The following is a 12,674-nucleotide window of genomic DNA, read 5'->3' as shown; positions in this document are numbered from 1 at the left end:
GATCATGCCAAAACGCGCAATCTTGGCGGGTGGGGGTGCCCTTCCGCAATCGCTGCTTGAGGCGGGGGACGCGATATTGGTCACCTTCCACGGCACGCCCGTGGATGCCCGCGCATCGCAGCAGATTGAGGCGCGGTTTGAGCAATTGGCCTCCCTGTTTGCGCGTCTGAAATCCGAGGGCGTGACGGAGCTGTGCCTTGCAGGTGCAATGCGCCGCCCCGTGTTTGACCCCACCGCGCTTGATGCGGGCACAGCCGCGCTGATGCCGCGCCTTATGACGGCCTTGCAGCAGGGGGATGACGGGCTGTTGCGCGCCGTGATCGCGCTGTTGGAGGAACAGGGGTTCACCATTTGCGCCCCACATGACATCCGCCCCGATCTCCTGGCGTCCGAGGGCATGATGGTGGGCGAGGTCAGCGCGGCCTTGCACGCCGATGCACATCGCGCTGCCGCCGTTTTGGCGGCCCTTGCGCCCCAAGATGTCGGCCAAGGTGCCGTGGTGGCCAAGGGCCAAGTTCTTGCGATTGAAACCCTACCCGGCACAGATGCGATGCTGGAATTCGTGGCGCAGACCTGCCCCAATTCGGGGGGTGTTCTGATGAAGCGCCCTAAGGCAGGACAGGATTTGCGCGTTGATATGCCCGGAATTGGCCCGCAGACGATTGCGATGATGCAAAAGGCGGGGCTGTCTGGCTTGGTGGTGCAGGCAGGTGGCGCGCTGATCCTTGAGCGGGCCGAGGTTCTCGCCCGAGCGGCATCGGCGGGCATCACCCTATGGGCCGCGCCGTGAAACTGTTTCTCATTGCGGGCGAACCTTCGGGCGATGCGCTTGGGGCCAGCCTGATGGCGGGGCTGAAGGCCGCGCGTTCTGACATTGAATTCTCAGGCATTGGTGGCCCTTTGATGCAGGCCGAAGGGCTAAATAGCCTCTTTCCCATGTCTGATCTGTCGGTCATGGGGCTAGCCGAGGTGCTGCCGCGCCTTCGGCATTTGTTCAAGCGCCGCGATCAGGCGGCCAATGCGGTGATTGAGGGGCAGATTGATGCGCTCATCACCATTGATAGCCCTGATTTTTGCTTGCGCGTGGCAAAGCAGGTGAAGAAACGCACAGCAAAGCTTCCTGTGATCCATTATGTCGCCCCAACTGTCTGGGCATGGCGGGCGGGGCGTGCGCGTAAAATGGCACGCTTTGTTGACCATGTGCTGGCGCTGTTCCCGTTTGAGCCGCCATTGATGCAGGCTGTGGGGATGGGCTGTGATTTTGTGGGGCATCCAGTCGCGCAGATGCTGCAAGCCGCGCCCGAGGACTGCAGCGCGTATCGCGCGGGCCTTGGTGTTGGGGCAGGGGATCCCTTGCTGTTGATGTTGCCCGGCTCGCGGCGGGGCGAAATTGTGCGGCTTGGCCCCCGATTTGGGCAGGTTGCGCGCGGGTTCCTGCAGGCGCATCCACGCGCCCATCTCGTTTTGCCTGCGGCCCCCGCCATTGCCGATGATGTCGCGCAGATGATGGCCGCTTGGGATCTTGGGCCAAGGGCGCACCTGCTCGACCCGCGTGCCGCGGGCGCGGACTATCCATATCAAAAATCGTGCGCTTTTGGGGCGGCGGATCTGGCGCTTGCGGCTTCGGGAACCGTGTCCTTGGAATTGGCTGCCGCAAAAACCCCGATGGTGATTGCTTATGATATGGCGCCGCTGTCACGGGTTTTGATGCGGTGGATGTTGAAAATTGACACGGTCACTTTGGTCAATTTGATCAGCGAAACCCGCCATATCCCCGAATTTTTGGGGAAAGCATTTGAACCTGCGCCTGTTTTGGCGGCGCTTGAGCGGTTGATGGGCGATCAGACCGCGCGCAACGATCAAATCCAAGCTGCCGAAGTGAGCATGGCGCGGCTTGGGGCAGGGGATCGCGACCCAAAGGCCCGCGCGGCAGACGCAGTTTTGCGGGTTTTGGGGAAGGAAATTGTGGGGTAAAATATAACCCCATATCCAAGTAATTGATTTTTATTAATTAATCAGAATTTATGCTTGCTAAAAAGACTTGACCTTACCCCGTCTCTGCCGCATAAGCCTGCCATCTTTAACGGGGGTCGCACAGGCGGCCTCTTTTTTCGGTCAAAATCTAAGACCAAGGAACGTATACATGAAAACCTTTACCGCAACTCCTGCGGATATCGACAAGTCATGGATCGTGATTGACGCTGAGGGCGTTGTTCTCGGTCGTCTTGCCTCGATCATCGCCTTGCGGCTGCGCGGCAAGCACAAGCCGTCCTTCACGCCCCATATGGATATGGGCGACAATGTCATCGTCATCAACGCTGAAAAAGTGCAGGTGACGGGCAACAAGCGGAACAAACCAAATTATTGGCACACAGGCTATCCCGGCGGGATCAAGAGCCGCACCACAGGCCAGATCCTCGAAGGTGCGCATCCTGAGCGCGTTGTGATGCAGGCGGTCAAGCGCATGCTTCCCGGTGGCCCGCTGTCGCGCCGCCAGATGACCAATCTGCGCGTCTATGCAGGTGCAGCGCACCCGCATGAGGCACAAAACCCCACAGTTCTGGATGTAAAATCCATGAACAAAAAGAACACGCGGAGCTAAACCATGGCCGAGACACTCTCTTCGCTCGATGAGCTGAAAGGCGCCGTGGCTGAGGGCTCTGCCCCTGCCGCAGGTGCGACATCCATTTCCGTGGATGCCTCCCCCCGCGAGCCTGTGCGCGATGCGCTTGGCCGCTCTTATGCAACGGGTAAGCGGAAAGATGCGGTTGCCCGCGTCTGGATCAAGCCAGGCTCTGGCAAGGTCACCGTGAACGGCAAAGAGATCAAAACCTATTTTGCCCGCCCTGTGTTGCAGATGATCTTGCGTCAGCCTTTCTCTGTGGCTGGTGTGGAAGATCAGTTTGATGTGATGGCAACCGTCAAAGGCGGTGGCTTGTCAGGTCAGGCAGGCGCGGTAAAGCACGGCATCTCTAAGGCGCTGCAGCTTTATGATCCCTCCTTGCGCGGCGCGCTGAAGGCGGCAGGCTTCCTGACCCGCGACAGCCGCGTTGTAGAACGTAAGAAGTTCGGTAAGCGCAAAGCGCGCCGGAGCTTCCAGTTCTCCAAGCGTTAATCTGGATCAACGCTTTTCAAGATTACAAAAAGGCTACCCGTTTGGGTGGCCTTTTTCTTTGTCCCTTTGACGCGTCCCCATTCTTTGCGCGGTCAATTTATATGGCGCGCGCATAGTCCTGTGGTGATGGCATCGGCCCGTTCTGTGCTGGATAGGCGCGATCATAGCCCTGTGTCGCCCCCCCAAGCTTGAAGAACTGCAATTCCCCCGCCATGCCCGTTGCGGCCTTCGTCATCGTGCCGCTGTCCTTGACCAATTCCTCGGCCATCGTGGCGTTTTTTTGGGTCGCGCGTTCCATATTGAAAATGGCGCTATTAATATCGGCAAGGGCGATGCTTTGTTCACTGACACCCGCCACGATCCCATCGACCTCATGGGCGACTTGGCCAATATCTTCGATCAGCGTGCTGATTTCGCGCGCGCTATCGGCGCTGCGTTGTGCCAATTGCCGCACCTCCGAGGCCACGACCGAGAACCCGCGCCCTGCTGCGCCCGCGCGCGCGGCCTCAATCGCGGCGTTCAGCGATAGCAGATTGGTCTGCGCCGCGATCCCGTCAATCACGGAAATGATTTGCGCAATACGATCTGAGCTTTCCTTGATTTTATGCATGGCGGCAACGGCATTAGCCACCACTGCCTCGCTCTCGCGGGTGCGGTCACGGGTGGAATTGGCCCCTGACAAAACCCGCCGCGCGGTGTCGACATTCGCCTTTGTCGAGGTGGTGAGTTCCTCAACCGCAGCAGCCGTTTGTTCGATCTGCGCAGCCTGTTCGGTGCGCGATTTGCCAATGCATCTGCGGCGCTGTTGATGGCTTGAACCACCTCCTTCACCTCGCGGCTGACATCGGTTGCATTGCACATCAGATTGCCCAATTGCGTTGCGGCCTCATTATAGGCCACAGCCACCTTTGCCAGATCAGGCAGTTGGCTGAGGGCGACCCGCGCGGTTAAATCGCCCTCGCGCAAGGCAAATAGCGCCTCTGCGATTTCTTCAATTGCTGTGACACGTTCGGTGATATCGGTCGCGACTTTGACAACACGGGTCAGATTGCCGTTCTCATCCTTAACGGGCGCATAGGTGGCTTGGATCCAGATGGTTTGGCCTGTCTTGGTGCGGCGTGGAAATTGATCCGTGAATATTTTTCCGCTCTTCAGATCATCCCAAAATTTCGCATAGGCCGCGCTGCGGGCATAGTCAGGATCCACAAAAAGGGCGTGATGTTTTCCCACCACCTCATCTAACCGATAGCCGAGTGTGGAAAGGAAGTTGTGATTGGCCGTAATGATGGTGACATCAATTTTGAAATGAATGACCGCTTGGGTATCATTCACCATGGACAGGAGAGCCTGATTTGCAATGGCAGAAAGGCGGGCCTCTTCGCCATCAATATCATGCTGATGTGGTGTGGCGCGCTGTAGGGTCATGAAGGAATCTGTCATCTATACTCAGTTACAGATGATAACGAACAGCTTAAGGTTGAGTTTAGACACGCGCGCAAAAAATATTTGTTGCAAAGATTTTAAATCAAAGCTTCGATTTTGCTGCGATCATCTTATCGCAGAAGGCCAGTGCCCCATGCATGGAATAGTTGAAATAGCCGTATGATCAAGCGAGAGATTTCCAGCCATGCGCGATAGGGCAAAACCGTCAAATAGCGCCATTTGGGCAGTTTGAAATCAGGCCCTTGGTTTTGGATTTGCGTCACCTCGCCCGTAATTTGCGCGCAAGGTAGGGGTTTGACGAAAACCGCCCGCAGGCCTGCAAGATATTCGAGGTCAAACATAATGTCATAGGCCAACCGCATGGGCAGTTGCCGCACCAACCATTTGGCCGCGCGCCGATTGACCATATAGGCCCCCGCACCTTTTTCTCGGGTCAGCGCCACGGCCAGACGGTAGCGCCCAGTAAGCCCGCTATAGGGAATGGCGCGGCCCGTGTTCACAGTTGAAAGGCGCAGAATATCCCATTCGCCCGCGCGCGCGACTGCGGCCTGCATGACCTTCGTAAAATCGGGCTCGAATGTAATGTCATCTTCTAAGATCAGCGCATGATCCGCGTCACTGTTTAGAAATTCGCGCAGGGCCTCGATATGGCTAAAGTAACACCCAACCTCAGCAGGCGCGCGTCTGCGGCCATGCAGCAGGCGATAGGCCAAATCGCTGAAATCAGGATGCGGAAACTGCAGCATTTTGCCATCCACCGCCGCGATCCGCTGATAGGGCAGGCCAATCGCCCGAAGCCGCGCGTCAAGTTTGGCCAAGCGCGCAGGCGCGCGATCCAAATTGATCACATAGGTTTTCACCTTATCAAGGGAGGCGCGTGCAGATTGGGGCATGGATATTATGATGGGCCTGTAAGTGTTGGTGAAAAAGGGGCTACAGGCTTGCCTGCGTTGGTGCAAGGGCCAAGGCGTAGGCAATGGTGCGGCACGACTGTGCAGAATATTCGCGCAAGCGCCCGATCTTGCGCCTGCACGCATCGAATCCCTTGCGCAAAGATTGATTTCTTCTAAAGGTCGAATGCTATGCACCCCTGATTAGGGGCGAATTTGGGGGATATAAATGGCCCGATCCTTTGATCTGGGAAGGTTCCTGCGCCGCGATGAGACCAAAGGAATGGTTCTGATCGCGCCCCCATTCATTTACGCGGTTTTGCTGCTGGCTGCCCCTTTGGCCGCGATTGTTTTGTTTTCCTTCTGGACGCAGGATTTCATGACGATTGATCGCAGCTTTACTTTGTCGAATTACCGCGAGGCCTTCACAGACCCGCTATATATGGAATTGCTGTCGCGCTCTTTGTGCATATCGTTATCGGTGACGGCCATCACGGTCGTCTTGGCCTTTCCCGTGGCCTATTTCGTGTCCTTCTATGTGGCCCCAGAACGCAAATCCTTGTGGCTGTTTTTGATCACAATCCCGTTTTGGACGAGCTACCTGATCCGCGTGTTTTTGTGGCGGGTGATCTTGGCCTATGACGGGCCTGTAAACGGCACATTGGTGGGCCTTGGTGTGATAGACGAGCCTTTGGCCTGGATCCTCTACTCGGCCAATTCCGTGGTTATTACCTTGGCGCATGCTTATGCCCCATTTGCGATTTTGCCGATTTTCGTCAGCCTTGAGAAAATAGATAGATCCTTGCATGAGGCGGGGCGCGATTTGGGGGAAAATCGTGTGATGGTGTTTTTGCGCGTCACATTGCCCCTTGCGATGCCGGGTGTTTTGGCGGCGGTTTTAATCGTGTTTATTCCGACAATCGGCGATTACGTCACCCCGCGTCTTGTGGGCGGGTCGGATGGCACGATGATTGCCAATATGATCCAAACACAATTCATGCGCCTCAATAACGCGCCGATGGGGGCGACCTTATCGGTTCTGGCAATGTTGATGGTGGGGTTTGTCTCGCTTGTGATGATCCTTGGCACATTGCGGTGGACACGCGGGGGCAAATCGAAATGAAGGGGCAAAGCCTTAAGATCTATGTGATCCTTTATTTGGTGTTTTTATACGCACCGATTGTGCTTTTGCCATTATTTGCCTTCAATTCGGGCACGGTCATCGCCTTCCCGTTGCAGGGCTTTACTTTTGGCTGGTTCATCGAGGTTTTCACCACTCAAGCCTTGGTTGAGGCCACGCGCAATTCTGTCTTTATCGCGGTCTCGGTTGCGGTCTTGTCGACCTGTTTTGGCCTGTTCGCGGCACGCGCGGCCACGCGGTATAATTTTCCTGCCAAAGGGGGAATTGTGGGCTTTGTCATGTTGCCCTTGGTTCTGCCCGAAATCATCGTGGCGGTGTCCTTATTGGTCGTGTTGATCCAAGCGGGGCTGTCCACAGGGATTTGGTCGGTGATTGCGGGCCATGTTTTGATCTGCACCCCGTTTTCAATTGCGATCCTGCAAGGCAGCTTTGCCAATATGGACAAAAGCCTAGAAGAGGCGGCTGTGGATTTGGGCGAAACACCGCTCAGCACCTTTCGCCTTGTCACCTTGCCGCTTGTCGCCCCTGGCATCATTGCGTCCCTTTTGATCTGCTTCACAATCAGTCTGGACGAATTTATTATCGCCTTCTTCCTGTCTGGGAATGAGCCAACCTTGCCCGTTTATATCTGGGGTTTGCTGCGCTTTCCTGCGCGGGTTCCTGTGATCATGGCGCTTGGTACATTGTTGGTGGCGTTATCGATTATTCTGTTGATTACTGCCGAATATTTCCGCCGCCGTGGCCTGCGCCGTGCAGGCAAGCGCGATGTTGGAGAGTTTTTATGACCAAGCAAGAGCCAATCATCCGGCTAGAGAATGTCCACAAATATTACGGCGATTATCATGCGCTGCGGGGCATCACGGCCGAAATCAGGCAGGGTGAGTTCTTCTCACTGCTTGGGCCATCAGGCTGTGGCAAGACCACGCTTTTGCGCGCGATTGCGGGCTTTGAGGATATCTCCTCAGGCGCGATCATGCTTGGCGGCAAGAATATGGAGGGGGTGGCGCCAAACCATCGCCCGACCAATATGGTTTTTCAATCCTATGCGATTTTCCCGCATTTGAATGTCGAGCAAAACGTAGCCTTTGGTTTGCGAAAATCGGGAATGTCTTCAGCGGATAAGACACGCGCCGTAGGGCAGGCCTTGGAAATGGTGGGCCTTGGGGGCTATGGCGCGCGCGCGGCACATGCGCTTTCGGGCGGGCAAAGGCAGCGTGTCGCATTGGCCCGTGCCTTGATCCTGAAGCCGAAGGTTTTGCTTCTTGATGAGCCGCTTTCGGCCTTGGACAAAAAAATGCGCGAGGTGATGCAGGTTGAATTGATCAAACTGCAACGCGAAGTGGGGATTACCTTTATCCTTGTGACCCATGACCAAGAAGAGGCTTTGGTCATGTCTGATCGCATCGCGGTGATGTTCGAGGGCGAGATCGCGCAATTGGATGGCCCCGAGCGCCTTTATCGCCGCCCTGTCAGCCGCAGGGTAGGGGAATTCATCGGGATGATGAATTTCCTTGAGGGCAGTTTGGCACATTCAGGCGGTTATTCTGTAGATATCGCGGGGCTTGGCCGCGCGGAGATCGCCCCCGAGCAAGTGGTTGGATCAGGCGCTGCGGGGGCCGTTTCCATTGGGCTGCGCCCTGAAACCCTGTCGATCCTCTTTGACGATGATCCCAAATCCGCGCGCACCGCCGAAGGTGTGGTGGATGAGGTCGTCTATTATGGCGATATGACCTATTATGATTTGCGCCTTGACGGGGCAGCGCGCCCTGTGCGGATTTCTATGCGCAATGTGGTGGGCCGCCCTGTTCTTGAGGTCGGCGCGCGCGCCCGCGTCAGTTGGGACCCGCGCGCATTTACGGTTTTCACTTAGCCGCGTTTTTCCACAAAAAACGTATAGGTGCCATTCTCTTGGTGAGATGAGATGAGGGCGTGGCCCGCCTCGGCGCAATAATGCGGCACATCAATCTGGGCCATCGCATCGGTGGCACAGAGCTTGACCACCGCACCGATCTGCGCCGCCCGTATCGCCTTTTGCAGACGTAAAACAGGCAGAGGGCAGCGCAAATCGCGCGCATCAATTTCAATCTCATATACGGGTTGGTCTTGCATGGGGTGTGGCTTAGCCTGCGGGCCTGCATGCCGTCCACAAGAATGTGATCTCCTGCGCAGACAGGCCATGGGTGACGCAGGGGCAAAAATACCCTAAAGCCAAACTCATGTTCGGAATCGATTTATATGACGCATCGCTTTTGCCCGCGGTCTTAGTCGCGTTAACCGCAGGGGTGTTGAGTTTTCTCAGCCCTTGTGTTTTGCCCATTGTTCCACCTTATCTGGCCTATATGGGCGGGATCAGCTTAGACGAGGCTAAGGGGCGGGGACGCAATCGTGCTGTCGTTGCGGCCTTGTTTTTTGTTCTGGGCCTTTCGACCGTGTTTTTATTTTTGGGCTTTACCGCCTCGATTTTCGGCCAGTTTTTTCTGCAAAACCAAATTCTGTTATCCCGTATCTCGGGCGCGGTTATCATCATTTTTGGCCTTCATTTTTTAGGGGTTTTCCGTATCTCGATGTTGGATCGCGAAGCACGGCTTGATGCGGGTGATCGGGGCGGGTCTGCACTTGGGGCCTATGTCTTGGGCTTGGCTTTTGCCTTTGGCTGGACGCCGTGCATCGGCCCGCAGCTTGGCGTGATCCTGACCTTGGCCGCGAATGAGGCCAGCCTTGCGCGAGGCACAATCTTACTTGGGGTATATGCCGCAGGCTTGGGGATACCGTTCCTGCTAAGCGCGCTGTTTCTTGAGCGTGCGATGGGGGTCATGGCGCGGCTCAAGCGCCATATGAAGCTTATCGAGCGGCTGATGGGGGCGCTTTTGATTGTCGTGGGGCTTGCCCTTTTGACGGGTGCGTTTTCCGCCTTTTCTTTCTGGCTTTTAGAGAATTTCCCAGCCCTTGGTGCGCTTGGTTAAAGATTCCTTTTTCATATAGCAATTTCCACTCTTTTGGCGATAGTCTGGCCGCATGGATCGGGTGGGTCATATCGTGCGCCATAGGGCGGTGTTCTTTGTGCCAGGGTTTGGCCCTGCGCCGCCACGCGCCTTGCGCGAACGGTATCGCCGCGAGGCCGCGAAACAGGCCCATCTCACCCTGCGCGCCGCCAATGGGATTTGGCTAAACAACACGCAGCGCTAACGGTAGCGATAACATCGCCCATGCCCCTATGCAGCCTTGTTTTATTGGCGTATGCAGCCAAAAAGGCGCAGCTAGAAAAAGGCGGTTTTACGATGTTTGATATGTTCCAAGACATGCGCACGCGCATCATGACGGATGCAGGTTTTATCGCCGCTTTGGATCAATCGGGCGGCTCCACTCCGAAGGCGCTGGCGCTTTATGGCATCACGGAAGATGCTTATAGCAGCGAGGCGGAAATGTTTGCGCTGATGCATCAGATGCGCGCTCGGATCATTATGGCGCGCGATTTTACCGCCGAGAAAATTCTAGGCGCTATCCTGTTCGAGCGCACCATGCGCGACACGATCAACGGCACGCCTGTGGCAGAACTTCTGTGGCGCGATAAGGGCGTTGTGCCGTTTTTGAAAATCGACAAAGGCTTGGAAGAGACGCGCGATGATGTGCAGCTTCTTAAACCGATTTCGGGCTTAACGGCGCTTTTGTCAGATGCGCGCGCCTTTGGCGTCTTTGGCACCAAGGAACGCTCGGTCATCCATGCCGCCAATGCTGGTGGCATCGAGGCGGTCGTGGCGCAGCAATTCGATCTTGCGGCAGAGGTCTGCGCAGCAGGGTTGGTGCCGATTATTGAGCCAGAAGTGAATATTCACGCAGATACAAAATCCGAGGCGGAAACCCTATTGCGCGATGCCATTGCCCGCCATTTGGATCAACTGGCCGTTGGCCATGAGGTGATGCTCAAGCTGACCATTCCAAATGAAGCAGGGCTTTATGATGGTTTGGCCGATCACCCCCGTGTCTTGCGGGTGGTGGCCCTGTCGGGGGGCTATAGCACAGACGACGCTTGTGCGCGCCTGTCGCAAAACCCAAAAATGATAGCAAGCTTTAGCCGTGCCCTGACCGAAGGCTTAAATGTGGCGCAATCCGATGCCGAATTTAACGCGGAACTTGGGGCGAATATTGATAAGATTTACCGCGCGTCTCTTTGAGCGCGCAGTTCCTTCAGGACAAATAACCTAATCGCCGTGGCAAGGCCCGAGGATAATCCACGGGCCTCGTCTATTTCTGCGGCTAGGGCATTCACCGACTGCCCGCGCGCAGCGGCAATGGTGCAGAATTCCTCCCAAAACGGATCCTCCAATGAGACGGAGCTGCGATGCCCGCGCAAGGTGAGGGAATGCTTTTGGGGGCGGTCAGTCATTCTGCATCATATTCTGAATCGGGGGTCAGTTTATGCTGATCCAACACTTCGCGTAGACGCGCCTCGCGCGTGGCGGCAAGTAATTTCTCAGTCTTTGATTGACCAAATTTTACAGAATTTTCAGATGCCTGTTCGCGGTTCTTCATGCGTTGTTTTTCCTTGCGCGCGCGGCGTAGATTGATGATCTGGCTCATACTCGTCACTCTTTGCAAGGTGGCTATCTGGCGGTTTCATCAGTGATTTGGCAAGAAAAATGGGGTGCCTGCAAGAGGCACCCCATCATCCGTGATGAAAATGCAGCAGTGATTAGCCTTTTGGGCCAATCATATCTTCGGGCCGCACCACGCGGTCAAAGGTTTCTCCATCGACAAAGCCCAGATTGATGGCTTCTTCGCGCAAGGTGGTGCCATTCTTATGCGCAGTTTTCGCTACCTTGGTGGCATTGTCATAACCGATCGTGGGCGCAAGCGCGGTGACCAACATCAGGCTTTCGCGCATTAGTTTTTCGATCCGCTCGACATTGGCCTGTGTGTCTTTCAGCATACGCTCGGTAAAGCTATCGGCAGCATCCCCCAACAGCTGCATGGATTGCAGCAGGTTATAGGCCATCATCGGGTTATAGACGTTCAATTCAAAATGGCCTTGGCTGCCCGCAAAGGAAATCGCGGCATCATTGCCCAAGATATGGGCGCAGACCTGTGTCATCGCCTCGGCTTGTGTTGGGTTCACTTTGCCGGGCATGATTGAGCTGCCTGGTTCATTTTCGGGCAGGATCAATTCCCCAAGGCCCGACCGCGGGCCAGAGCCCAAGAAGCGCATATCATTGGCGATCTTATAGGCGGCCATCGCCGTTGTTTTAATCGCGCCCGACATAAAGACCATCGCGTCATGCGCGGCCAAGGCTTCGAATTTATTGGGTGCGGTGATGAAGGGCAGGCCCGTGATCCGCGCCATATTGGCCGCAACGGTGGTGTCCCAGCCTTTATCTGTGTTCAGGCCAGTGCCAACCGCTGTGCCGCCCTGCGCCAACTCGTAAATGCCCGGCAGGGCCATTTTGATACGGGCAATCCCATTGCGGATTTGCTGCGCATAGCCCGAGAATTCTTGCCCCAAGGTCAGCGGGGTCGCATCTTGGGTATGGGTGCGCCCAATCTTGATAATGTCTTTGAACTCCTTGGCCTTCGCCTCAAGGGCGGTGGCCAGTTTGTCGAGGCCAGGCAGCAACACATCGCGCGCGGTCATTGTGGCGGCGATATGCATGGCGGTGGGGAAGGTGTCGTTAGACGACTGCCCCATATTGCAATGGTCATTGGGGTGAACGGGGGCTTTCGAGCCAATCACACCGCCCAAAATCTCAATTGCGCGGTTCGAGATCACCTCATTCGCGTTCATGTTGGATTGCGTGCCAGAGCCTGTTTGCCACACCACAAGGGGGAAATGATCATCAAGCTTACCATCGATCACCTCTTGCGCAGCGGTGATCATGGCATCGGCCAAGTTCGCGGGCAGTTTGCCGCTTGCCTTATTCGCCTCGGCACAGGCGCGTTTGATCACCCCAAGGGCGCGCACGATGGCAACGGGCTGTTTCTCCCACCCAATGGGGAAGTTCATCAAGCTGCGCTGTGTCTGCGCGCCCCAATAGCGGTCGGCAGGAACCTCCAACGGGCCAAAACTATCGGATTCGGTGCGGGTTTGGGTCAT

At 56.1% G+C, this 12,674-nt stretch carries 17 protein-coding genes; 10 read left to right on the top strand and 7 right to left on the bottom strand.

Annotated elements, in window-relative coordinates; translation table 11 throughout:
• Positions 1–4: 4 nt before the first annotated feature.
• From AAC636_RS07905 to rpsI, 4 genes are all read left to right on the top strand, one after another.
• On the top strand, positions 5–790 hold the full coding sequence (locus tag AAC636_RS07905; RefSeq protein ID WP_340301032.1) for an LpxI family protein: 786 nt from the start codon (positions 5–7) through the stop codon (positions 788–790).
• Positions 787–1,974, top strand: coding sequence for a lipid-A-disaccharide synthase (gene lpxB, locus AAC636_RS07900; protein WP_340301031.1), 1,188 nt, complete (start codon positions 787–789; stop codon positions 1,972–1,974). Before AAC636_RS07905 ends, lpxB begins: the two co-directional genes overlap by 4 nt.
• Before the next feature lie 169 nt (positions 1,975–2,143).
• Positions 2,144–2,602, top strand: coding sequence for a 50S ribosomal protein L13 (rplM, locus tag AAC636_RS07895; RefSeq protein ID WP_340301030.1), 459 nt, complete (start codon positions 2,144–2,146; stop codon positions 2,600–2,602).
• Between the two features lie 3 nt (positions 2,603–2,605).
• On the top strand, positions 2,606–3,115 hold the full coding sequence (gene rpsI, locus AAC636_RS07890) for a 30S ribosomal protein S9 (protein ID WP_317654870.1): 510 nt from the start codon (positions 2,606–2,608) through the stop codon (positions 3,113–3,115).
• Positions 3,116–3,212: 97 nt separating this feature from the next.
• On the opposite strand, the gene AAC636_RS07885 is transcribed toward rpsI, so the two are convergent.
• The 3 genes from AAC636_RS07885 to AAC636_RS07875 form a co-directional block, all read right to left on the bottom strand.
• On the bottom strand, positions 3,213–3,746 hold the full coding sequence (locus AAC636_RS07885; protein ID WP_340301029.1) for a methyl-accepting chemotaxis protein: 534 nt from the start codon (positions 3,744–3,746) through the stop codon (positions 3,213–3,215).
• The gene (locus AAC636_RS07880; protein WP_340301028.1) at positions 3,674–4,555 is read right to left on the bottom strand and encodes a PAS domain-containing protein; all 882 of its coding nucleotides are present in this window, start codon (positions 4,553–4,555) and stop codon (positions 3,674–3,676) included. The genes AAC636_RS07885 and AAC636_RS07880 overlap by 73 nt, the downstream gene beginning before the upstream one ends.
• A 113-nt stretch (positions 4,556–4,668) precedes the next feature.
• The gene (locus tag AAC636_RS07875; protein ID WP_340301027.1) at positions 4,669–5,451 is read right to left on the bottom strand and encodes a glycosyltransferase family 25 protein; all 783 of its coding nucleotides are present in this window, start codon (positions 5,449–5,451) and stop codon (positions 4,669–4,671) included.
• Positions 5,452–5,677: 226 nt separating this feature from the next.
• Here AAC636_RS07875 and AAC636_RS07870 point away from each other — a divergent pair, with 226 nt between their 5' ends.
• Genes AAC636_RS07870 through AAC636_RS07860 form a run of 3 tightly spaced genes read left to right on the top strand, consistent with a single transcriptional unit; the run spans position 5,678 to position 8,459 of the window.
• The gene (locus AAC636_RS07870) at positions 5,678–6,571 is read left to right on the top strand and encodes an ABC transporter permease (RefSeq protein ID WP_340301026.1); all 894 of its coding nucleotides are present in this window, start codon (positions 5,678–5,680) and stop codon (positions 6,569–6,571) included.
• Positions 6,568–7,374: an ABC transporter permease gene (locus tag AAC636_RS07865; protein ID WP_340301025.1), complete on the top strand. Its 807-nt coding sequence runs from the start codon at positions 6,568–6,570 to the stop codon at positions 7,372–7,374. The genes AAC636_RS07870 and AAC636_RS07865 overlap by 4 nt, the downstream gene beginning before the upstream one ends.
• Complete coding sequence (locus AAC636_RS07860; RefSeq protein ID WP_340301024.1) at positions 7,371–8,459, top strand: ABC transporter ATP-binding protein; 1,089 nt, start codon at positions 7,371–7,373, stop codon at positions 8,457–8,459. The genes AAC636_RS07865 and AAC636_RS07860 overlap by 4 nt, the downstream gene beginning before the upstream one ends.
• Here the strand turns inward: AAC636_RS07860 and AAC636_RS07855 are convergent.
• Positions 8,456–8,698 (bottom strand): sulfurtransferase TusA family protein, encoded by a 243-nt coding sequence (locus AAC636_RS07855; protein WP_340301023.1) that lies wholly within the window; start codon positions 8,696–8,698, stop codon positions 8,456–8,458. The two genes, AAC636_RS07860 and AAC636_RS07855, sit on opposite strands and share 4 nt — an antisense overlap.
• Before the next feature lie 107 nt (positions 8,699–8,805).
• Here AAC636_RS07855 and AAC636_RS07850 point away from each other — a divergent pair, with 107 nt between their 5' ends.
• The 3 genes from AAC636_RS07850 (at position 8,806) to AAC636_RS07840 (ending at position 10,761) form a co-directional block, all read left to right on the top strand.
• The gene (locus AAC636_RS07850) at positions 8,806–9,552 is read left to right on the top strand and encodes a cytochrome c biogenesis CcdA family protein (RefSeq protein ID WP_340301022.1); all 747 of its coding nucleotides are present in this window, start codon (positions 8,806–8,808) and stop codon (positions 9,550–9,552) included.
• A 52-nt stretch (positions 9,553–9,604) separates the two neighbouring features.
• A complete protein-coding gene (locus tag AAC636_RS07845; RefSeq protein WP_340301021.1) occupies positions 9,605–9,775 on the top strand; it encodes a hypothetical protein in 171 nt (56 codons plus the stop codon).
• A gap of 92 nt (positions 9,776–9,867) precedes the next feature.
• A complete protein-coding gene (locus AAC636_RS07840) occupies positions 9,868–10,761 on the top strand; it encodes a fructose bisphosphate aldolase (protein ID WP_445322547.1) in 894 nt (297 codons plus the stop codon).
• Here AAC636_RS07840 and AAC636_RS07835 read toward each other — a convergent pair.
• From AAC636_RS07835 to fumC, 3 genes are all read right to left on the bottom strand, one after another.
• A complete protein-coding gene (locus tag AAC636_RS07835; protein ID WP_340301020.1) occupies positions 10,743–10,973 on the bottom strand; it encodes a ribbon-helix-helix domain-containing protein in 231 nt (76 codons plus the stop codon). The genes AAC636_RS07840 and AAC636_RS07835 overlap by 19 nt on opposite strands.
• Positions 10,970–11,167, bottom strand: a complete 198-nt coding sequence (locus AAC636_RS07830; protein ID WP_340301019.1) for a DUF4169 family protein — start codon at positions 11,165–11,167, stop codon at positions 10,970–10,972. Before AAC636_RS07830 ends, AAC636_RS07835 begins: the two co-directional genes overlap by 4 nt.
• Before the next feature lie 112 nt (positions 11,168–11,279).
• Complete coding sequence (fumC, locus tag AAC636_RS07825; RefSeq protein ID WP_340301018.1) at positions 11,280–12,674, bottom strand: class II fumarate hydratase; 1,395 nt, start codon at positions 12,672–12,674, stop codon at positions 11,280–11,282.

It is taken from the genome of Roseobacter sp. HKCCD5988 (genome assembly GCF_037830355.1).
In the GTDB taxonomy this organism is placed as follows: Bacteria; Pseudomonadota; Alphaproteobacteria; order Rhodobacterales; family Rhodobacteraceae; genus M30B80.
The sequence above is the reverse complement of the archived record's forward strand: the minus strand, read 5'-3'. Positions and strand labels throughout refer to the sequence as shown.

Excerpts from the sequence above, each read along its gene's own strand:
- AAC636_RS07875 (WP_340301027.1), bottom strand. The coding sequence starts at position 5,451 with ATGCCCCAATCTGCACGCGCCTCCCTTGATAAGGTGAAAACCTATGTG.
- fumC (WP_340301018.1), bottom strand. The coding sequence starts at position 12,674 with ATGACCCAAACCCGCACCGAATCCGATAGTTTTGGCCCGTTGGAGGTT.
- AAC636_RS07905 (WP_340301032.1), top strand. The coding sequence starts at position 5 with ATGCCAAAACGCGCAATCTTGGCGGGTGGGGGTGCCCTTCCGCAATCG.
- AAC636_RS07840 (WP_445322547.1), top strand. The coding sequence starts at position 9,868 with ATGTTTGATATGTTCCAAGACATGCGCACGCGCATCATGACGGATGCA.
- AAC636_RS07830 (WP_340301019.1), bottom strand. The coding sequence starts at position 11,167 with ATGAGCCAGATCATCAATCTACGCCGCGCGCGCAAGGAAAAACAACGC.
- AAC636_RS07845 (WP_340301021.1), top strand. The coding sequence starts at position 9,605 with ATGGATCGGGTGGGTCATATCGTGCGCCATAGGGCGGTGTTCTTTGTG.
- AAC636_RS07880 (WP_340301028.1), bottom strand. The coding sequence starts at position 4,555 with ATGACAGATTCCTTCATGACCCTACAGCGCGCCACACCACATCAGCAT.
- AAC636_RS07860 (WP_340301024.1), top strand. The coding sequence starts at position 7,371 with ATGACCAAGCAAGAGCCAATCATCCGGCTAGAGAATGTCCACAAATAT.
- AAC636_RS07850 (WP_340301022.1), top strand. The coding sequence starts at position 8,806 with ATGTTCGGAATCGATTTATATGACGCATCGCTTTTGCCCGCGGTCTTA.
- AAC636_RS07855 (WP_340301023.1), bottom strand. The coding sequence starts at position 8,698 with ATGCAAGACCAACCCGTATATGAGATTGAAATTGATGCGCGCGATTTG.
- rplM (WP_340301030.1), top strand. The coding sequence starts at position 2,144 with ATGAAAACCTTTACCGCAACTCCTGCGGATATCGACAAGTCATGGATC.
- rpsI (WP_317654870.1), top strand. The coding sequence starts at position 2,606 with ATGGCCGAGACACTCTCTTCGCTCGATGAGCTGAAAGGCGCCGTGGCT.
- AAC636_RS07835 (WP_340301020.1), bottom strand. The coding sequence starts at position 10,973 with ATGACTGACCGCCCCCAAAAGCATTCCCTCACCTTGCGCGGGCATCGC.
- AAC636_RS07865 (WP_340301025.1), top strand. The coding sequence starts at position 6,568 with ATGAAGGGGCAAAGCCTTAAGATCTATGTGATCCTTTATTTGGTGTTT.
- AAC636_RS07870 (WP_340301026.1), top strand. The coding sequence starts at position 5,678 with ATGGCCCGATCCTTTGATCTGGGAAGGTTCCTGCGCCGCGATGAGACC.